21 protein-coding genes are annotated in these 18894 nt (G+C 39.0%); 10 read left to right on the top strand and 11 right to left on the bottom strand.

Features of this window, described 5'->3' with window-relative positions; translation table 11 throughout:
- Positions 1 to 13 precede the first annotated feature (13 nt).
- The 4 genes from frr to rpsB all read right to left on the bottom strand — a co-directional run bounded on the left by frr (position 14) and on the right by rpsB (position 3213).
- Complete coding sequence (gene frr / locus RM552_RS02425) at positions 14 to 571, bottom strand: ribosome recycling factor (RefSeq protein WP_311367202.1); 558 nt, start codon at positions 569 to 571, stop codon at positions 14 to 16.
- 25 nt (positions 572 to 596) lie between these two features.
- Complete coding sequence (pyrH, locus tag RM552_RS02420) at positions 597 to 1355, bottom strand: UMP kinase (protein WP_311367201.1); 759 nt, start codon at positions 1353 to 1355, stop codon at positions 597 to 599.
- 179 nt (positions 1356 to 1534) lie between these two features.
- Complete coding sequence (tsf, locus tag RM552_RS02415) at positions 1535 to 2407, bottom strand: translation elongation factor Ts (RefSeq protein ID WP_311367200.1); 873 nt, start codon at positions 2405 to 2407, stop codon at positions 1535 to 1537.
- An 80-nt stretch (positions 2408 to 2487) separates the two neighbouring features.
- Entirely contained in the window at positions 2488 to 3213 is a 726-nt protein-coding gene (rpsB, locus tag RM552_RS02410) for a 30S ribosomal protein S2 (protein ID WP_311367199.1), read from the bottom strand.
- A 383-nt stretch (positions 3214 to 3596) separates the two neighbouring features.
- Between rpsB and map the strand changes: the two genes are divergently transcribed.
- The 3 genes from map (at position 3597) to RM552_RS02395 (ending at position 7579) form a co-directional block, all read left to right on the top strand.
- Positions 3597 to 4385 (top strand): type I methionyl aminopeptidase, encoded by a 789-nt coding sequence (gene map, locus RM552_RS02405; RefSeq protein WP_311367198.1) that lies wholly within the window; start codon positions 3597 to 3599, stop codon positions 4383 to 4385.
- A gap of 99 nt (positions 4386 to 4484) precedes the next feature.
- The gene (gene glnD / locus RM552_RS02400) at positions 4485 to 7121 is read left to right on the top strand and encodes a [protein-PII] uridylyltransferase (protein ID WP_311367197.1); all 2637 of its coding nucleotides are present in this window, start codon (positions 4485 to 4487) and stop codon (positions 7119 to 7121) included.
- The gene (locus RM552_RS02395) at positions 7118 to 7579 is read left to right on the top strand and encodes an acyl-CoA thioesterase (protein ID WP_311367196.1); all 462 of its coding nucleotides are present in this window, start codon (positions 7118 to 7120) and stop codon (positions 7577 to 7579) included. Before glnD ends, RM552_RS02395 begins: the two co-directional genes overlap by 4 nt.
- A 36-nt stretch (positions 7580 to 7615) precedes the next feature.
- Here RM552_RS02395 and RM552_RS02390 read toward each other — a convergent pair whose 3' ends face one another.
- Both RM552_RS02390 and truC read right to left on the bottom strand, forming a co-directional pair.
- Positions 7616 to 8065 carry a flavodoxin gene (locus RM552_RS02390; protein ID WP_311367195.1) on the bottom strand — a complete coding sequence of 150 codons (450 nt, stop codon included), beginning with the start codon at positions 8063 to 8065 and terminating at the stop codon, positions 7616 to 7618.
- 77 nt (positions 8066 to 8142) lie between these two features.
- Positions 8143 to 8856, bottom strand: coding sequence for a tRNA pseudouridine(65) synthase TruC (truC, locus tag RM552_RS02385; RefSeq protein WP_311367194.1), 714 nt, complete (start codon positions 8854 to 8856; stop codon positions 8143 to 8145).
- Positions 8857 to 8957: 101 nt separating this feature from the next.
- Between truC and RM552_RS02380 the strand changes: the two genes are divergently transcribed.
- The gene (locus RM552_RS02380; RefSeq protein ID WP_311367193.1) at positions 8958 to 9986 is read left to right on the top strand and encodes a DUF3549 family protein; all 1029 of its coding nucleotides are present in this window, start codon (positions 8958 to 8960) and stop codon (positions 9984 to 9986) included.
- A gap of 5 nt (positions 9987 to 9991) precedes the next feature.
- The gene (locus tag RM552_RS02375; protein ID WP_311367192.1) at positions 9992 to 10303 is read left to right on the top strand and encodes a DUF3301 domain-containing protein; all 312 of its coding nucleotides are present in this window, start codon (positions 9992 to 9994) and stop codon (positions 10301 to 10303) included.
- Positions 10304 to 10862: 559 nt separating this feature from the next.
- Here the strand turns inward: RM552_RS02375 and RM552_RS02370 are convergent.
- Positions 10863 to 11501, bottom strand: coding sequence for a GNAT family N-acetyltransferase (locus tag RM552_RS02370; RefSeq protein ID WP_311367191.1), 639 nt, complete (start codon positions 11499 to 11501; stop codon positions 10863 to 10865).
- 71 nt (positions 11502 to 11572) lie between these two features.
- Positions 11573 to 11938: a DUF3192 domain-containing protein gene (locus RM552_RS02365; RefSeq protein ID WP_311367190.1), complete on the bottom strand. Its 366-nt coding sequence runs from the start codon at positions 11936 to 11938 to the stop codon at positions 11573 to 11575.
- Positions 11939 to 12130: 192 nt separating this feature from the next.
- Between RM552_RS02365 and RM552_RS02360 the strand changes: the two genes are divergently transcribed.
- Positions 12131 to 12505 carry a hypothetical protein gene (locus tag RM552_RS02360; RefSeq protein ID WP_311367189.1) on the top strand — a complete coding sequence of 125 codons (375 nt, stop codon included), beginning with the start codon at positions 12131 to 12133 and terminating at the stop codon, positions 12503 to 12505.
- On the opposite strand, the gene syd is transcribed toward RM552_RS02360, so the two are convergent.
- Positions 12462 to 13031 carry a SecY-interacting protein gene (syd, locus tag RM552_RS02355; RefSeq protein ID WP_311367188.1) on the bottom strand — a complete coding sequence of 190 codons (570 nt, stop codon included), beginning with the start codon at positions 13029 to 13031 and terminating at the stop codon, positions 12462 to 12464. The two genes, RM552_RS02360 and syd, sit on opposite strands and share 44 nt — an antisense overlap.
- 143 nt (positions 13032 to 13174) lie before the next feature.
- Here syd and queF point away from each other — a divergent pair, with 143 nt between their 5' ends.
- The 3 genes from queF to ppnN all read left to right on the top strand — a co-directional run bounded on the left by queF (position 13175) and on the right by ppnN (position 17005).
- On the top strand, positions 13175 to 13984 hold the full coding sequence (gene queF, locus RM552_RS02350; protein WP_311367187.1) for an NADPH-dependent 7-cyano-7-deazaguanine reductase QueF: 810 nt from the start codon (positions 13175 to 13177) through the stop codon (positions 13982 to 13984).
- Positions 13985 to 14033: 49 nt separating this feature from the next.
- Positions 14034 to 15548 (top strand): diguanylate cyclase, encoded by a 1515-nt coding sequence (locus RM552_RS02345; protein WP_311367186.1) that lies wholly within the window; start codon positions 14034 to 14036, stop codon positions 15546 to 15548.
- Positions 15549 to 15625: 77 nt separating this feature from the next.
- Entirely contained in the window at positions 15626 to 17005 is a 1380-nt protein-coding gene (gene ppnN / locus RM552_RS02340; RefSeq protein ID WP_311367185.1) for a nucleotide 5'-monophosphate nucleosidase PpnN, read from the top strand.
- 106 nt (positions 17006 to 17111) lie between these two features.
- Here ppnN and RM552_RS02335 read toward each other — a convergent pair whose 3' ends face one another.
- Positions 17112 to 17354, bottom strand: coding sequence for a hypothetical protein (locus RM552_RS02335; protein ID WP_311367184.1), 243 nt, complete (start codon positions 17352 to 17354; stop codon positions 17112 to 17114).
- 292 nt (positions 17355 to 17646) lie between these two features.
- Here RM552_RS02335 and RM552_RS02330 point away from each other — a divergent pair, with 292 nt between their 5' ends.
- Entirely contained in the window at positions 17647 to 17889 is a 243-nt protein-coding gene (locus RM552_RS02330) for a ComEA family DNA-binding protein (protein WP_432277188.1), read from the top strand.
- 65 nt (positions 17890 to 17954) lie between these two features.
- On the opposite strand, the gene galU is transcribed toward RM552_RS02330, so the two are convergent.
- A complete protein-coding gene (gene galU, locus RM552_RS02325) occupies positions 17955 to 18854 on the bottom strand; it encodes a UTP--glucose-1-phosphate uridylyltransferase GalU (protein ID WP_311367182.1) in 900 nt (299 codons plus the stop codon).
- Positions 18855 to 18894 lie beyond the last annotated feature (40 nt).

Below are 18894 nucleotides of genomic sequence, written 5' to 3'. Positions count from 1 at the left end.
TAGCGCCAAAATCCTAGACTTCCATTAATTCTTTTTCTTTGTCGACAAGCATAGCATCAATCACTTTAATGAAATCATTGGTCAGGGTTTGAATATTCTCTTCACCCGCGCGACTTTGATCTTCACTCACTTCCTTTTCTTTTAAAAGTTCTTTTATATCGCTATTGGCATCACGACGAATATTACGCACTGCTACGCGTCCTTGTTCTGCTTCTGCACGAACGACTTTAATTAAATCTTTGCGACGTTCTTCAGTTAGCGGAGGTAAAGGAATACGAATGGCCGCCCCAGCACTCATTGGGTTAAGTCCCAAATCCGATTGCATAATAGCTTTTTCGACAGCCTGAATAGCGCTTTTGTCAAATACAGACAAAGCAAGCGTTCGGCTGTCTTCTGCGACGATATTCGCAAGCTGTTTAAGCGGTGTATCAGCGCCATAATAAGACACCATAATACTGTCTAGTAAACTAGGGTGTGCGCGTCCAGTCCTTATTTTAGCTAGTTGACTGCGCAAAGCTGATATGCTTTTCTCCATGCGCTCGCTGGCGTCTAATTCAATTTCATCAATCATAATTAATCCTTGATTTATTTTATTATTATTCGGCTTCTTGCTTATCTGCGGATTGTCCTGCATGACATATTAATGTGCCGTCAGATTCACCCAAAACAACGCGTTTAAGTGTACCTGCTTTATTCATGTTAAACACTCTAATTGGAATACTATGGTCTCGGGCTAATGTGAATGCGGCTAAGTCCATGACTTTTAATTCTTTTTCGAGTACTTCTTGGTAAGTCAATTGTTTGTATAAAACAGCATCAGGATTTTTTTCCGGATCGCTATCGTAAACACCGTCGACTTTAGTTGCTTTTAACACAACATCCGCTTCGATTTCTATTCCACGTAAACATGCCGCCGAATCGGTAGTGAAAAATGGATTCCCTGTTCCCGCTGCAAATATTACTACTTTACCTGACTTTAGCATGCTACTTGCGTCAGCCCAGTTGTACGAATCACACACACCATTAAGTGGGATAGCAGACATTAAACGCGCATTTACAAATGCACGATGCAAGGCGTCACGCATTGCTAAACCATTCATAACAGTAGCGAGCATACCCATGTGGTCACCCACAACTCTATTCATGCCCGCTTTTGCCAGGCCTTCGCCTCTGAACAAATTACCGCCACCAATTACTAAGCCAACTTCAATGCCCAATTCAACAAGTTCTTTTATTTCTTGCGCCATGTGATCAAGAAACTTGGCATCAATACCAAAACTTTCTTCACCCATTAAGGCTTCGCCACTTAACTTCAGTAATAAACGTCGATATGCAGGTTTAGGTGTCACACTCATTTTGGGGGTTTATCCTATCGTTGAATTCAAATTATGTTCTCTAGCAACTAAGAACAGCAAGCTTAAATAAGTCGTTCTTCGCTTATAAAAAAGCACCTCGTTTGAGGTGCTCAATAGTTTATATGAACATGTATGATTGCAAAAGTATCTTTTACAAAAGTTAAACATGTCATCAATATTTATTGTTTTGCTGCTTCCATCTGAGCCGCTACTTCAGCCGCAAAATCTTCTGTTTTCTTTTCAATGCCTTCACCCACTTCAAAACGCACAAAATTGACAACATCAGCACCTTTAGCTTTTAATAAATCACCCACACTTGTTTTTGGTTCTTTAATGAAAGGTTGACCTGTAAGACTTATTTCGCCTGTAAATTTCTTCATTCGGCCGAGTACCATTTTCTCTGCGATTTCAGCAGGCTTACCTTCTTTCATGGCAATTTCGACTTGAATCTCTTTCTCTTTTTCTACAACTTCTGCTGGCACATCACTTGGTTTTACAAACTGTGGATTTGCTGCAGCAACATGCATAGCAATATCTTTGGCCAAGTCTTCGTCACCACCATTAAGGATTGCAATAACACCAATGCGGCCGCCGTGCACATAGGCACCAAGGTTGTCGCCTTCAACATTAATAACACGACGAGGAGAAATATTTTCGCCAATCTTAGCCACTAAATTATCACGTGCTGTTGAAACAACAACGCCGTCTAATTCAGCTTCATTTAATGCTTCAACACTGCTAATTCCATTAGCAGACGCAAGTGTTACTAGCTTGTCGCCAAACGCTAAAAAGCCTGCGTCACGAGCAACAAAGTCCGTCTCACAGTTTAATTCCAGCATCGTTGCTTTATTGCCAGTAATATTAGTCAATATAACGCCTTCAGCGGCAATTCGACCTGCTTTTTTAGCGGCTTTAGCTTGACCTGACTTTCTCATGTTTTCTATTGCTTGCTCAACGTCGCCATCTGTTTCTACTAGGGCTTTTTTACAATCAAGCATGCCAGCGCCAGTGCGCTCGCGTAGTTCTTTTACCAGTGCTGCTGTCACTGCCATTTTCATTACCTCAAAATTTATTTAGTCTTGTTCAAAAAAGGAGACTACTGTCCCCTTTTATCAAAATATTTGTTTGCTAATTATTCGCCGTCTTCAACAAATTCGTCGTTTGCTACAGGAGCATCTTGATTGCGACCTTGCATGATAGCGTCTGCAGCAGCATTTGTATAAAGCTGAACTGCTCTAATCGCATCATCATTGCCTGGGATAATATAATCAACACCATCAGGGTTAGAGTTAGTATCAACAACACCCACCACTGGGATACCTAAGTTCTTAGCTTCGGTAATTGCAATGTGCTCGTGATCAGCATCTATTACAAAAATAACATCGGGCAAACCACCCATGTTTTTTATTCCACCTAAGCTGTTTTCTAGCTTGGTCATTTCACGCTCTAGCAACAACACTTCTTTCTTAGTTAATTTTTCGAAAGTACCGTCTTTGGCTTGAGATTCTAACTCTTTCAAACGGTTGATAGATTGTCTAACCGTTTTCCAGTTAGTCAACATGCCGCCTAACCAGCGTTTATTAACATAATACTGACCACATTTAAGGGCTGCTTCTTTAACTGCTTCGCCAGCTGCTCTTTTTGTCCCAACAAATAACACTTTGCCTTTGCGCGCAGAAACGCTTGAAAGGAAACCTAGTGCATCGTTGAATAAAGGAACTGTTTTTTCTAAATTGATGATATGAACTTTGTTACGTGCGCCAAAAATGAACTGTGCCATTTTAGGGTTCCAGTAACGAGTTTGGTGACCAAAGTGGACACCGGCGTGTAGCATGTCACGCATTGAAACGTTTGCCATTGTATTTTCCTAATTGTAGGGGTTATGCCTCCATATTTCCCTAATCCCGATCCTGCGATTGTTTAACCGCTAGACACCCCGGAATCAGTGTCGAAATATGTGTGAATTTTACACCTGCAAATACTGTGTTTTGTATGGTGCATTTGTGCAATATCAGAATTGCGGGCGCTTTATACCATGCCGGTGCTTAGTAAGCAAGTTTTATCGCTTGTATCTTGCTATTTTCCGATGATAGGGTTTGCCAATTATCCTTTTACGCTTATGTCATTCCCATCGTTTGCTCTTGTGATATAATGCAAGCAATTTGCAATTAACGCGATCAATGTATCAAGGCAAACATATATGCCATTATTAATAATGGTCGTGAGTAAGAAGGAAACGTTTTGGCAGCAACCATAAAAACAGCAGCAGAAATTGAAAAGATGAGAGTAGCAGGCAAACTGGCTGCTGACGTACTCAACATGATTGGTGAGCACGTGGTTAAGGGTGTTACAACCGAACAACTCAATCAAATTTGCCATGATTACATTGTAAACGAGCAAGCTTGTATTCCTGCTCCACTTAATTATGGCCGCCCTCCTTTTCCTAAATCCATTTGCACGTCAGTCAATCACGTGATTTGCCATGGTATTCCCAGCGATAAAAAGCTGAAAGATGGCGATATCGTCAATATCGATGTTACGGTGATAAAAGATGGATATCACGGTGACACCTCCAAAATGTTTGTGGTTGGCAAACCCAGTATTTTAGCTGAGCGTTTGATTAGAGTCACACAAGAGTGCCTTTACAAAGCCATCGCGCTAGTTAAACCTGGTGCAAAATTGGGTGATATTGGCCACGTTATCGAAACTCATGCACATAAACATAATTACTCGGTAGTGCATGAATACTGTGGACATGGCATTGGTGCAGTTTTTCATGAAGACCCACAAGTAGTGCATTATGGTCGTCCAAATACAGGCGATGAATTGCTACCAGGCATGTGTTTTACCATCGAACCAATGATAAACGCTGGTAAACGTTTCTCAAAAATATTGCCTGATCAATGGACAGTTGTGACTAAAGACAGAAGTTTAAGTGCCCAATGGGAACACACATTACTAGTTACCGAAACAGGTGTCGATATTCTGACTCACAGAGAAGAAGAAAGCATCGCTAAGTCTTTTTCGTAGTCTTAAGCAACTAGGCTGACGCTTGGCTGCAATTTCGCCAATATGGTATTTTCAACAAAACCGGGCACATTTGGCTTGTAAACACATAGGAATATTAGATTGGTCAATTTAGAGACAATACTAGCTAACATACAAGAAATTGAATCGATAGGAGATATAGGCGCTTTTCGTTCTTGCGTAAGTGATAATCTAAGCTGGTTAAAACAAAACTTTAATAGCGTGCATGTTGATGAACTTGTGGTTAAGCGAGCTGAATTTACTGATATTTTGCTAAGAAAAGCATGGTGTTTACAAAATTTAGAGAATGTAAAAGGGTTAAGCCTTGTCGCAGTAGGGGGATATGGTAGAGGACAAATGCAACCATATTCCGATATTGACTTGTTAATCCTTAGCGACAAAACATTAAAGCCCGACGTTCAAGAACGTATATCTAGTTTTATTACTTTTTTATGGGATATCAAACTAGAAATTGGTCAATCTGTGCGCACTGTTAAAGACACTTTAGCATTGGCCAAAGATGATATAACAATTGCAACTAACCTAGTTGAGGCCCGTTTACTCATTGGTTGTGATAAAACCTTCACCAAACTTTCATCAAAACTCACCAGTCATCGAATTTGGTCCAGCAAAAACTTCTTCTTAGCGAAGTTGGAAGAACAAAAAGCACGCCATAAGAAATTCAATGATACATCTTATAACCTTGAACCAAATATCAAGGAAAATCCCGGATGTTTAAGAGACATCCAAAATATTGGATGGGTTGCTAAGCAACATTTTAATGAATACGACGGTATGACCTTGATCGGGCATGGCTATTTTACAGAGCTAGAACATGCCGAATTGATCGAGTGCCGATCAAACTTGTGGCAAATTAGATTTGCACTTCACCTAGTGGCAAAAAGGAGTGAAAATCGATTATTGTTTGATTTTCAAACGGATGTTGCAGAACTTCTAGGCTTTGGGAATGGTAAAGCCGGCGTCGAAAAAATGATGAAACACTTGTTTAGAATTGTTCGACGAGTAAGTGAATTAAATAGCATGTTAATGCTTCGCTTTAAACAAGATATTCTTAATTTGAAAGTCAAAAGACGTCGCGAACTAAATGCAAACTTTTGTGTAGAAGATGGCCTGATATCTCCCACATCCGAAGAATGCTTTGCGTCTCCCATGCTTATACTCGAGTTTTTAGACTTGCTTTCACAACACAAAGACATCGAGGGCTTAGACGCAAATTGTATTCGTTTGCTCCGCAACGCAAGACGAGAGTTTCAATCCGCTTACTACCACCAAATTCCTGAATGCAGAGTTTATTTTATTAAGTTGGTCTCTAATCCAGACTTTTTTGATCTTGCATGGGATGTCATGCATAAGCATGGAATTTTACAATCGTACTTGCCTGAGTGGGATAAAATTGTCGGAATGATGCAGTTTGACTTATTCCACGCCTATACCGTAGATGAGCATACCCATCGTCTTGTCAAACACGTACGAAGCTACTATACCAAAGCTGAAGAATTTCCACGCTGCAATAAAATTGTGAATAACGCAGATAAGCCTGAAATACTGTTTTTGACTGCTATTTTTCATGACATTGCTAAAGGTAGGGGTGGTGATCATTCAGTGTTAGGTGAAAAAGACGTAAGAGTATTCTGTGTAGATCATGATTTGGATAACAAAGATGTCGATATTATTGCATGGTTAGTAAAACACCATTTGTTAATGTCGGTGGTTGCACAAAGACGTGATATTTACGATCCTGAAGTGGTACGAGAATTTGCTTCTACAGTAAAAAGTCACGAGCAGCTAGATTTACTATATGCACTTACGCTTGCCGACATAAGGGCCACCAATGACAGCCTGTGGAATGATTGGAAAGCATCTTTATTACGAGAATTATACCAGTTGACGCGTAAAGCACTCGATAATGGTTTGCAGTGCCAAATGACCTTGAATGAACGTATCAAAGATTATCAAAGCAAAACGATAAAATTGCTTGCTGATAAAAATATCGACGAAAGTCAGTATTTACCATTTTGGGAGCAATTCAATCAGGATTACTTTGCTCGATATAGTCCCAAACAAATTGCGTGGCATACTCAATGTATAATAGAGGCTGGTGAATTAAGCGAAAAAGACATACTAGTAAGTGCCTCAAACGACACATCAAAAGCAGGCACTGAATTACTCATTTTCTGTCAAGATAAACCTGCTTTGTTTGCGCAAATTGCATCTGTCTTAGATAGTCGGAATTGCTCCATACACGATGCGCAAATTTCGGTCACTCGGTCGGGCTATGTGTTCGACAGTATGATAATTTTAGACCAAGATGGAAAACGCATTGAATCGCAAACTCATATCAATACTCTGGTCAAAACAATCCATGCACAATTAACCAAACCAGGTCGTTCGCATTCAAACTCGAGAAAGATGTCTCGTCGGATGAAACAGTTGGATGTTCCTACAAAAGTCAGATTTTATTCTAGCCAAGCAGAAAGCACTCTTATTGAACTAGAAGCGCTTGATGCACCAGGCCTCTTGGCAAAAATAGGCCACCTATTTGTTGATTTAAAGTTTGTCTTAAAAATGGCAAAAATATCTACTATTGGCGAACGCGCAGAAGACGTATTTATTGTTAGCAATGAAGATGGCAATGCATTGACCCAAGAACAACAAGTTGTATTTAGAAAGCAATTGAAACTAAAGTTAGACCAACCCGAGGTGAACCACGCAATATGAACCAGCTTGCGTCCGACGTTGGTTATTGCACTCTTCGCATTCGCGTCAGATACGCTGAGTGTGATGCGCAACAAGTGGTGTTTAATGCCCGCTATGGAGACTATGCTGACCTTGCTGCTACAGAATATATGCGAGCGTTAATTGGTGATTTTAAAAACCTGCTAGCATTAGGGTATGACAATCAAGTGGTTAGCCTTCACATAGATTGGAAGCGCTCTGCTACTTTTGACGACGTACTTGATTTAATCACCAGCATTGAACATGTAGGCAATACTTCGTTCAGACTCTTAATTAATATGCATAGCGTGACTCAACACAATCAACTGATTGCACAAGCCAAAGTCACATATGTAGTGGTTGACGCAACTTCGTTTAAAAAAGTGAAAATGCCCGCATTATTACTGGATAATTTTAAGCGCAAGTTTGATGTATTTATTAATCAAAGCGGAGTTGAGTAATATCTACAAGAATGGTTATTAAATAAATATTAGGAGTTAGCTGCTTAATGCTTCAGCAATTGACTTAACCCAAGGTACGACTTCATCTTCTGGTGATAGTGTTTCTATTGCGTCTACTTCAAACATTTCGGCAATTGGTTTACCTTGCAACTCGCTAAGCAACTCAAAAAATTGCCTACCTCCGCCGCAATAACTTTCTCCATAACTGCTGTCACCTAGGGCCGCTACGGCAAAAGACTTTCCGTTCATTAGAGGGAAGCTGTCTTGTAGGTCACTAAAAAAAAGTTCTAGATTTGGCGGTATATCGCCTTGTCCTGTGGTTGAAGTTATTACGAGTACAGCATGAGCGTCCACAAAGTCAGAGGTCTCAGGATCAGTAAACACTTCACTTTCGTAACCTTCTGTCTCTAACATTGTTTGAACTTCTTCAGCAACATGTTGTGCGTTACCATAAACTGAACCTGCAAAAATACTGATGCTACTCATGACGCCTCTCTTGTATAAATGTGTAAATTGAACATATTGCTTTTTCGCTCAATTGTATATGGCAATTTTTCTAAATTTCAATGCTGATACTTAAATAAAGATAAAACAAAACGTAAATCTTCATCCAGGTTTGTCGCCAAGTTTAATAAAGTATCGGAATTTGGATGTTTAAACTTGATATCTTTTGCGACCAACGCTAAACGCTTGATTTGCAAATGCTGAATAGCATAGCGATTTTGCTTGCCATCACCATGAGTAGTGTCACCAATAATAGGGTGCCGAATATGTGCCATATGCCTGCGTAACTGATGTTTACGACCTGTTTTAGGTAATAATTTGACCAAGCTAAATCGCGCGGTTTGGTGCTTTCCCAATGGGCTATCAAACTCAAGGTACGCCAATGTTTCAAGTGATGTGATGGCATCTTGTGCTGCTTTATCTTTTTGTGCCTTTGCATCGGTCATCTTGTCCAAAACTTCTTTGAGTGGATAGTCGATTATTTGGTCGTTGACAAAACCTCGTACCACTGCGATATAACTCTTTTCTATTTGCTTACTGACAAATGCCTGACTCAGTGCTTTTGCTATCTTAGGATTTAAGCCAAATAAAATGATACCCGACGTAGGTTTATCTAAGCGATGAATGGGATACACATATTGTCCAATTTGGTCTCTGAGTACTTGCAGTAAAAATACTGTCTCATGTCGGTCAATTTTACTTTTATGCACCAACATACCCGAAGGCTTATGCACTGCAACAATATCATCATCTTGATAAATAATTTTTAGCATTGAGTGTTAAGGTGCCTATTAAAAGAGTTGAGTAAAGGGTGTCTTGTTGAAAATTGAGCGCTATAATACCCCAATATTTTGCAAACACGTACCTGAAATAAATGTCAGATAATGCGATTAGCACCTTAAGTGAATTTTTATTACAAGCGCAAACTCAATACTTGGTTTTTGACCTGGGTAGAGGTATTCGCAAAATAGACAACCAAGTCTTTTTTGAGTGGGAAAATCAGCAAGAAGCTTGTGCTTTTCCACGTCAAAACCATGTATGGTTGTGTATTGTTTTTTGGAATGAAAAATTAAGTCACGAACGGTATATTTGGTTTGTTAAACTACCACTTGACGAACAAGGCTTAATAATACCTGCGAGTCGAGACCAATTTTTAGAGATTATTGTGCAGGCCTTGGGCAAAGAGCTAGAACACAATGAAGATAAGCAAGCTAAATTACCTGAAAATCCTTTTGTATTTACTCCCAGTCAACAACAGTTAGCTGATTGCAATGCCTTAATAAGAGCCTCAATCGGCATAATCGCAACACCATCAGAAAAAGCCTTGCAATACATTAAAGCGCCTAAGATTCAAGATTGGTCAGTTTTAAGTGTCCAAGAAATTGCCGATCTGATCTGTTTTGCTGACAAAAATACACAAGCATCAATAGCTCAACAATTACCGCATTTCGCGCCACCCGTTCTCAGTTGTTTGTTTGCTAGTCTAGAAAACAACATCGTTGAAGATTGTTTATTAAATGCCTTAATCGCTTATCATGAAAATTCAAACGATGTTACTTTATCGACATTATGTTTACGTGCAATGAGCTTTCAACCTAACGATCGTTGCATTAAATATGTAAAAAACATTGTGCTTAATAATAATGATATTTCTTTAGATACATGTGTGGTTATTGTCGGCAGATTTTGGCAGTTGTGTGAGGATGATAATTTCTTAGTTGCATTAATGCATAAAATAGCGACCATCGACGAGAGCGCTGAACTATTTAAATCTTTATATGCTGACCTAGTCAAGATACCATCTATTAGAACTGCAATGCTGGGGTTTATTAGAAATGAAAAGCGTAGTGATGCCGTTGCTAATGCCATTGGCCACTTATTTAACACCCAATTAAAAGCGTAGTTACTATGGATTTATTTAGCTTAGTGCTGTTGATGACAATCACTTTAGTGTTTTACCAATTCTGGCGATTGCGAGCAGTTGCAGAATACATTATCCCTGTCGCTAAACAATATTGCGTAAAGGAAAATCTACAATTCATTTCAATCGCTCGAAAGTCCACTCGTTTTAAAGCTTATAAGGGAAAATTAGATTGGCATTTAACTTACTTTTTGTATTTTAGTAGCGACGGCGAGAGTGAGTATATCGGTGAAATTGTCTGCCATGGAAAGCACATGGTTAGTATTCAATTACCTGCATTTAGAATCAACAGCGACTAAGCTCTGTTAATTGTATACCAAGAAAAAAGGCAGACCCGAATAGAGTCTGCCTTTATGAGAATTTTGAGAATCCTTCTCAGCTATCCATAGCTAATATTTCATCCAGAAAAATCCTTTACACCCCTTTCCTTTTTCTCCCACTCTTCCTAAGCAGGCAGCACAATCCGGTGCCGGTCCCTTTCCATTGTCCTTGTTTCCCTGTGCTTATAAAAGCACTACAAACTGTTCCATATTAGTTTGTGTTCTCCGTTTGTGGAGCTGTCCGTTTATTCTATCCTTAGCTACTTCCGTTTAAAGCTCAGTCCGTTGATCTGTCCGTGTCTCTAATTCCTTAAGACACGTGTATGATACGCAAAACTCTGCTGCTTCAGTAAAAATAATTAAGTAAAAAGTAATATGAACACAGAGAAAAAATCGCAGGAATAATACTAAACAATTGAATTTTATGTGCTTTTATAATAAAGAAAGATGAAAGCTATGTGAAATTATCCATATTACTCACAAGCTTGTAGGAAATGTCTTACAAGCTTGTGTGGTATTTAGGAAGAAGCAAAAGACGCTAGTCTCTTGGACGAAACATCACGCTGCCAGTGATGTTACCAACTGTAATTTCTTCAATGAGTTCAAAATCACCATCTCTGAAAAACGAATTACACTTTGGTAGGGTCACTAAAACACCCACGCCTTCTGAACTTTCATCCTCAAGTAATAAACCAAGTATGGCACTCATTAATACATGTCCCAAACCAATATCTTGATGATCAGGATGAACACCAATTAACGACAACATGTGATAGTTTTCTGCAGGGATTTTTTCGCGTACCTTTTCTTCCTTCATGATCATTTGTTTAGTGCCAAAATATCCAGCAGTTAGCATCATTTTTAAACGCCAGTGCCAAAATTTCCCTGCACCAAAGGCTGTATCCGGCTTGGTTAAACATGTAACGGCTAATAAACGACCATCTTCAAATAAGCCTATGAGAGGCTGTTCAGCATCCCAATAAGTGTTTATTTCTTCTCTTATTGCACTTCTTAAACGCGCTTCGTAACCCTCTTTATCAGCCTTAAAAATATCGACGAACAATGGGTCATCAAAATACGCATTATATAAAATAGATGCCGCAACTTTTAAATCATCTGCACTTAAGTATGCGGCGCTGACATTATGCACATCGGGTTGGTATTGTGCCAAGCTCATGTTAGGTCCTCATATAAAAATAATATGAGGATTGTAGACGAAAACAAATTACTTGTAACAATTTTTTAACTTTAAATTGCATCCAAGGCAGTTTGACCAAAACCAATAAGCTCACCATTTAAGAATATAATAGGTGTACATTCGTCTTTAGTTGTTGTTCCGTCACCTTTTGTTCTTTGTGTACGATAAAACAATATACGATGCTCTTGCTCATTTTTAACCAGCAATTCGTCAAAGTCAGGCGTACCCATTGAGCGTCGAACTGAATTAATAGATGCACCTACACTTAATAGACTTATTTTTTCACGATTCTCTTCTTCTAATTCGGCCCAACTAGTGCCGTTGTTATCACTATCATAATCATCGTCAATTGAGATAACACAACCAGACAATAATAAAACGCTGGTAAGACTCACAACTAATATACTTTTTTTCATTTTTTCCTCTAAATATGTATTGTTAATGCTCATTCCACTTTAGACTAACAATAATTGGGCCAGTTTTGACAAATATAATATTTACAACAACTTACAAATGTTTTTCTTTTTATCTTGTGTTAACTTAACGAGTTATTTAAGAATAACGCTAATAATTAGCACAATTCGCAATTCAATGACTGGGGTATAACAATGTCTATTGAACACGTAACGCAAATTTGCCAACACTTAAAAAACTCGGGGAAAACGCCTACCACAGCATTAGTCAAAGCAAAAGCTGCTCCTGGTACGCCATTAGCACTTATTATTAAGGGTATTCAAAGATTTAAAGCATCACAAATTGAGGGTGATACAAATAGCCAACAACAAACCGATATTAAGAATAATGTGGATGTAGCGAACGTTGATGAGGCCTCACCAAGTCAAGCCAAATTTAACTTGGAACAATTAACTCAACTAGCGCATTCTCAGCAACGGAGAATCGAGCAACTTGAAAAATTCAACCAGCTATTGCAAGCCGAACTTAAAGACATACAAAAGCAGGTGCAGGCTTTATCAATTGGATAAAACGTTTTAAATCTGGGGCAATAATTTTTGTGGGTGCTCTTCCTACTTCTTCTAGCACAACTTCGCCCGTCTTTAACAAAACAGAGAGTACAAAGCTATCTTCGTCAGTAAGCGCAATAAATAGCGTGTCGTCTTGCTTTAAACGTCGTTTCATCAATACGTGTGCGATTAAGTTTTTTTGCAAACGATCAAAGTCTGCCTCGTTCCATGCTTGAATAAGTGTTAGCCCACCATATTCTGCACTTGCGTTAATGTCATGACTAAAATATCGGCAAAAATAGTCATGCAAAGACTGTGGTATGTCGATTTCAAGGGCTGTTTCCAAATTGCTAAGATTTACGGAAGATTCGCGTTTGAATGGACTCCATGTTACTTCATCGCCTTCATCGATATCAATTTCTAGCGTGTTCGGATAGCATGGAGAAAGCCATTCAGGCTCATAATACGTATGCAAACCTTGGTTATCTTTATTGGAAAGCATTTTGTATTCTTCAATAAATCGGTCGAATACTTCTCTAAACGACATATATATAACCTTGATGTTTAATTTTTTGAAATAAACCCTAACTATACTAGGGTCTGCTGATATTTTCTGTATGATTTTGCAACAAATAACAACAGGCCTCAAAAGAACAATCAATCCCAAAGTTCAAACAGGAATCAAGATAAGTGGAAAATTTAAGTTTAGGCAAAGCAACATCTTATACTGATCAATACGATGCGTCTTTATTACAGGGCGTACCAAGACGACTGAGCCGCGAACAAATCGGCTTGTCTACTCCTTTGCCGTTTACTGGGAGTGATATATGGAATGCTTATGAAGTATCTTGGTTAAACCTCAAAGGCAAGCCAGTTGTTGCTATTTTGCGTTGTTGGGTACCTATCGATTCACCAAACTTAATTGAATCGAAGTCGTTTAAATTGTATTTGAACAGTTTTAATCAAAGTAAATTTAAATGCGCCGATACAGTAAGCACAGTGTTAGAAAAAGACCTGAGTGAATGCGCAGGGAACAAGGTTGCTATTAAACTGATGATGGCAGAAGACTTTGACCAACAAGTGATTAGTGATTTAAAAGGTGACTTATTAGACACATTAGATATTACGATGGATGAATACTCGCTAGAACCGTCACAATTGCAAACAAGTGAAAAAGAAGTCAGTGAGACGCTAGTCAGTCATTTGTTGAAATCTAATTGCTTAATTACTAATCAGCCTGACTGGGGAAGTATATTAATTCGTTACTCAGGTAAACAAATTGATAGGTCAAGCTTGCTAAAATATATCATTTCTTTCAGGCAACATAACGAATTTCACGAGCAATGTGTAGAAAGAATTTTTATGGACATACAAGAGTATTGTAAACCTGAAAAATTAAGTGTTTATGCAAGATATACGCGGCGCGGTGGTTTAGATATCAATCCATTTAGGTCTAATTTCGAAGCCACCTATAGCGATATACGACTAGCTCGTCAATAAGGTCGTTATTGAAAATTTGATTTAACCCAAGGTAAAAAAGTTAGCCAACATGAGTGAAAAAACACCCAAACAGCAACTGATGATCGCTCGCCAGCAACTCGATAAATTGTCATTATTTATCGCTGGCTTAGCCGACTTTTTTTACGGCGCAAGCCCTGCAATTGATGATGAATTCCAGCAAATTAAAAAGTTACTGTCAGGAAAACCAGATTATGCCAAAGCGAGTGAAATTTCGACTGGACTCAATGCACAGCTAAAGCAAGAAAGTAAATTTATACAACGTAAAAACGCAGATACGTTAAATCAAATTCAAAGCTCTCTGCGGCAAATTTCAGAAATTGACGCTGTTGATAGCACCGTGAAATCAGAAATAAAGTCTTTTATCAAAAATTTAGTGCCCAACGAATCAGACAAGGTATCGGCGCCCATTAAACAATTTGAGCTTGCATTATCGCTTGTGAAAAAGGCACTGAGTAACAATGTAGTCGCAAATGACCAAGCAGAAAAATTAGCTCAAAAAGACTTACACGATAAAATCACTCAAGAATTGAAAGCATTGATTGCGCCATTTCATAAGCAAGATAGAGCGATGGGAAACGATAGCGCCATTATTGAAATTCAACAAAAGTTGAATGAAGGTCTTGGTCATAAAGAATTGCTCGAATGTTGCTTGACGATGATCCGTTTTATAATAAAAGATTTGATGACAGAGACTTCTGCCGCGAGCAAACTCATAAATGAAATTCATCAGTCCTTAACTAAAATTAACCATGGTATTAAATCGACAATTAATCGTTCTAAGAGTCGTTTAGATCAACAAGTAAAGCGTAATCAAGCGATGAAAAAACAAATCATCGCAATGGAATCGACAGTATCAGGGACGAATGAACTTGCTGACTTAAAACGGCAAACATCTGAATACCTGAATAAATTACAAGACTCAATTCAACTAGGTGAGCAAGAGGAAAGAAGCGAACAAGAAAAAATGATTGCCTTGCTTCAAACCATGCAAAAACGACTTGAAGCTCTAGAAGAAAAAGCTGAAAAATATAAACAAAAACTCGTGCAGCAGCGTGCTAATGCAATGACAGATAGTTTAACTAAACTTCCTAATCGTATGGCTTATGAAGAGCGTATAAAAATTGAATATGAAAAGCAAAAGAAAGAAAAAGGAAAGGTATTTTTAGCCATTCTGGATATTGACCACTTTAAAAACATTAATGATAAATATGGTCATTCTGTTGGTGATAAAACCCTGCAGGTAATGTCAAACCATATACAGAAACATCTTCATGGAGACGATTTTGTTGCTCGCTGGGGTGGAGAAGAGTTTGTGGCTATTTTGTTTGATGACGATTTAACTAGCAGTTTTGACAAATTAGAAAAATTGCGCATTGCTATTGGTGCGCTTCCTTTTAAATTTAAGGGTAACAGAGTAACAGTAACCGTCAGTATTGGGGTGGTAGATATGCTTGCATACAATAATACTCAGCAAGCTTTCGAAGCCGCCGATAAACTCCTGTATAGCGCAAAGCAAAATGGTCGAAATATTACCTGTAGATAAATCGCGTTAGCGAATCCGGTAAATAAAACGTGAAAACAACTTCACGCGCGATACGACCGACAAATAGGAATACACACATGACACATAAGATTCAACTCAATCCCGTTGGCTGGATGTCACAATTGTCTCAGTTAGAAATGCATTTACTAGAAAAATCGGCTACAGCGGATCTTTATAAAACTTTCAGAAATTGCTGTCTAGCGGTGTTAAATTCGGGTATTGAACAAGATGATGCAGAAGCCTTGTTCGACCAATTCAAAGACTTTGAAGTCAAACTCATAAGACGTGAGCGAGGTGTCAAAATAGAGCTTATCAACCCGCCTGAATCTGCATTTATCAACGGAAAACTTATCACCGGTGTACACGAGCACATATTTGCTGTTTTGCGTGACATGCTATTTATGAGTAGCAAACATAATTTTCAGCTCAATGCGGTAAGTGAAACCATCAATAACCCTACTCAATGCAATATGACAACCCATGTTGTTTTTGACATGCTACGTCATGCTGAAGCGATTGGTAATGGTGAACCTGCCAACATGATTGTATGCTGGGGTGGCCATTCGATTGTGCCTGAAGAATATCAATATACCAAAGAAGTGGGCTACCATTTGGGCTTGCGTAACTTTAATATTTGCACTGGATGTGGCCCTGGTGCCATGAAAGGGCCAATGAAAGGCGCTACCATAGGGCATGCTAAGCAACGTATTAGAACGGGCCGGTACTTAGGCATAACTGAACCAAGTATCATTGCCGCAGAGCCTCCTAACGCGATTAATAATGAGTTAGTTATTATGCCCGACATAGAAAAACGGCTAGAAGCGTTTGTTCGCTTGTCGCATGGCATTATTATCTTCCCGGGTGGTGTGGGCACGGCTGAAGAATTGCTTTATTTACTTGGCCTATTATTGGACGAAAAAAACGCTAACCAGTGCATTCCACTCATCTTAACCGGCCCTGCTGATCGGAAAGCGTATTTTGAAGCGATTGATGACTTTATTGGTGCAACTTTAGGCAAAGCTGCCCAAGAGAAATATCAAATTATCACGGGTGATGCGGCTAAAGTTGCTAATACTCTTATGGACGCGCGAGAAGATGTACTCAATTACCGCAAACAAATGGGTGATTCGTTTAACTTTAATTGGACTTTGCACATCCCAACCGATTTTCAACATACATTTGCCCCAACGCATGCAAATATGTCGGCCTTAGACTTGAGCCTTGACCAGCCTATTTCTACTCTTGTAGCTAATTTACGTAAATGTTTTTCTGGCATAGTAGCAGGTAACGTTAAAGCAGAAGGTATTCGAGAAATCAAACAACACGGCCCTTACGAACTAAGTGGAGATGCAGCTTTAATGGAAAGAATGGATACAATGCTGCAGTCATTCGTAGATCAAGGCCGCATGAAGCTGAATGGCAGCCCGTATACACCTTGCTATAAAGTGAAAAAGTAACAAATTTTTATTGTCGTTGATATTATGCCATCTGAGCTTTGTTGCTCATCTAGCGTCTAGTTTAAGATGCCTATGTTCATGATGCCTATGTTAAAGATCTTTGGCCTTATAAACTGTCTTCATGCCCGCCATAACGTGCGGCTAAATCGTCTAAATCTGACGATGTATAATCGAAACCTTTTCCATCAAACGAATATTTCACAATTACGTTGTTCGAGGCTCTATGCAGCTTTGCTTTTACTTCATGTAGTGACCAATGTTTGAGTTCATTCACAAAACGATTCGCGTCTGCATGAGAGTTAAATTGATAAACGAGTTGATGCTCTAATTCTGAAAAATAGTGTTTCATATACTCAATTTCCCACGCTCACCTGAACAAATCCTAGACCAAGAGCCAAGTGCACAAGACTTATTTTAAGCGCTAGCATGTGCTTTCCGAATTTGAAGTAAAGGCTTTGAGAGGCGTTTACTTTCATTTGGGATTGATTAATACAATTTACGTTATTCAACAAATAACACCTCTAATATAAGGAAAACTACTCATGAAAATTCAACATCTAATGCTTCTGATGATTGCAATTATTGCTGCTACTGGTTATTACTCTCAGCAAGCTTTTGCCGGCACGGTTAATAGCCTAAACATGCACAATAGTGCTAATCAATATGCAAACACCGCATTTTTAGCAGAGAGCGCCACACTTAACATTAACACTGCCAATGCGGAAGAACTCGGTATGTTGCCGGGTATTGGTGCGAAAAAAGCACAAGCAATTGTGGCATATCGAGAACTAAACGGCGAATTCAATAGTATCGACGAATTGGTCAACGTAAAAGGCATTGGGCCAAAAATGTTGGCCAAATTAACAGATAAAATATCTGTGTAAAACAAAAAAGCCTCTTTACAAAAAGAGGCTTTCTATGTTTGATAAAATAGGCGTCTTAACTACTTTTAGGCGTCTTTAATCGCTTCTTTCATGTAAGCGGTAAACTCTTCACCAAGTTCTGGATGACGCATCGCATATGATACATTGGCCATCATATAGCCTAACTTACTACCACAATCATGGCTCTTGCCCTTCATGTAATAAGCATCTACTTGCTCATGCTCCATAAGCGTGTCGATGGCATCAGTTAATTGCACTTCACCACCCGCACCAGGTAGGGTGATACCTAATAGATCCCATATTTTTTCCGACAATACGTAACGTCCAACAACTGCTAAGTCAGAAGGCGCATCTTCAAGTGCAGGTTTCTCGACCATTTTATGTATTTTGGCAGATTCACCCGGCTCAAGTGACTTACCTTCCAGATCGACTATACCAAACTTTGGTACATCTTCTTGTGGCACTTGTTCTACCATTACCTGACTTACGCGGCTTGTATTAAACTTAGCCACCATGTCAGCCAAATTGTCTTTTTTAGGATTGCTCGATATATCATCAATAATTACATCAGGTAATACAACCGCAAATGGATTTTCACCTACTAATGGTAACGCGCACATGATAGCGTGACCCAAACCGTTAGCAACACCTTGACGCACATGCATAATAGTGACGTCTTTAGGACAGATTTGTTGCACCGCTTCTAGCAACTGTCGCTTTACCCGTTTTTCGAGGGTTGCTTCGAGCTCAAATGAGGTATCGAAATGGTTTTCGATACTATTTTTACTCGCATGAGTTACCAAAATAATTTCTTTTAACCCAGCTTGTACACACTCATTTACTACGTATTGAATAAGCGGTTTGTCGACAACTGGCAACATTTCCTTTGGAATAGCTTTTGTCGCTGGTAGCATTCTTGTACCCAATCCTGCTACTGGTATTACCGCCTTTTTCACCTGACTCATTAAAGTCTCCCTTTTCTTAAATTAACGATGTTGTATTAAC

The sequence above is a fragment of the Glaciecola petra genome (assembly GCF_031846345.1).
GTDB lineage: Bacteria > Pseudomonadota > Gammaproteobacteria > Enterobacterales > Alteromonadaceae > Glaciecola > Glaciecola petra.
Note: the sequence above shows the minus strand (reverse complement) of the source record. Positions and strands in the feature narration are given on the sequence as shown.

Bases quoted from the DNA above. Each gene is read 5' to 3' on its own strand.
- frr (WP_311367202.1), bottom strand. From the start codon at position 571: ATGATTGATGAAATTGAATTAGACGCCAGCGAGCGCATGGAGAAAAGC.
- pyrH (WP_311367201.1), bottom strand. From the start codon at position 1,355: ATGAGTGTGACACCTAAACCTGCATATCGACGTTTATTACTGAAGTTA.
- tsf (WP_311367200.1), bottom strand. From the start codon at position 2,407: ATGGCAGTGACAGCAGCACTGGTAAAAGAACTACGCGAGCGCACTGGC.
- rpsB (WP_311367199.1), bottom strand. From the start codon at position 3,213: ATGGCAAACGTTTCAATGCGTGACATGCTACACGCCGGTGTCCACTTT.
- RM552_RS02395 (WP_311367196.1), top strand. From the start codon at position 7,118: ATGAACCAGCTTGCGTCCGACGTTGGTTATTGCACTCTTCGCATTCGC.
- RM552_RS02390 (WP_311367195.1), bottom strand. From the start codon at position 8,065: ATGAGTAGCATCAGTATTTTTGCAGGTTCAGTTTATGGTAACGCACAA.
- truC (WP_311367194.1), bottom strand. From the start codon at position 8,856: ATGCTAAAAATTATTTATCAAGATGATGATATTGTTGCAGTGCATAAG.
- RM552_RS02380 (WP_311367193.1), top strand. From the start codon at position 8,958: ATGTCAGATAATGCGATTAGCACCTTAAGTGAATTTTTATTACAAGCG.
- RM552_RS02375 (WP_311367192.1), top strand. From the start codon at position 9,992: ATGGATTTATTTAGCTTAGTGCTGTTGATGACAATCACTTTAGTGTTT.
- RM552_RS02370 (WP_311367191.1), bottom strand. From the start codon at position 11,501: ATGAGCTTGGCACAATACCAACCCGATGTGCATAATGTCAGCGCCGCA.
- RM552_RS02365 (WP_311367190.1), bottom strand. From the start codon at position 11,938: ATGAAAAAAAGTATATTAGTTGTGAGTCTTACCAGCGTTTTATTATTG.
- RM552_RS02360 (WP_311367189.1), top strand. From the start codon at position 12,131: ATGTCTATTGAACACGTAACGCAAATTTGCCAACACTTAAAAAACTCG.
- syd (WP_311367188.1), bottom strand. From the start codon at position 13,031: ATGTCGTTTAGAGAAGTATTCGACCGATTTATTGAAGAATACAAAATG.
- RM552_RS02345 (WP_311367186.1), top strand. From the start codon at position 14,034: ATGAGTGAAAAAACACCCAAACAGCAACTGATGATCGCTCGCCAGCAA.
- ppnN (WP_311367185.1), top strand. From the start codon at position 15,626: ATGACACATAAGATTCAACTCAATCCCGTTGGCTGGATGTCACAATTG.
- RM552_RS02335 (WP_311367184.1), bottom strand. From the start codon at position 17,354: ATGAAACACTATTTTTCAGAATTAGAGCATCAACTCGTTTATCAATTT.
- RM552_RS02330 (WP_432277188.1), top strand. From the start codon at position 17,647: ATGCACAATAGTGCTAATCAATATGCAAACACCGCATTTTTAGCAGAG.
- galU (WP_311367182.1), bottom strand. From the start codon at position 18,854: ATGAGTCAGGTGAAAAAGGCGGTAATACCAGTAGCAGGATTGGGTACA.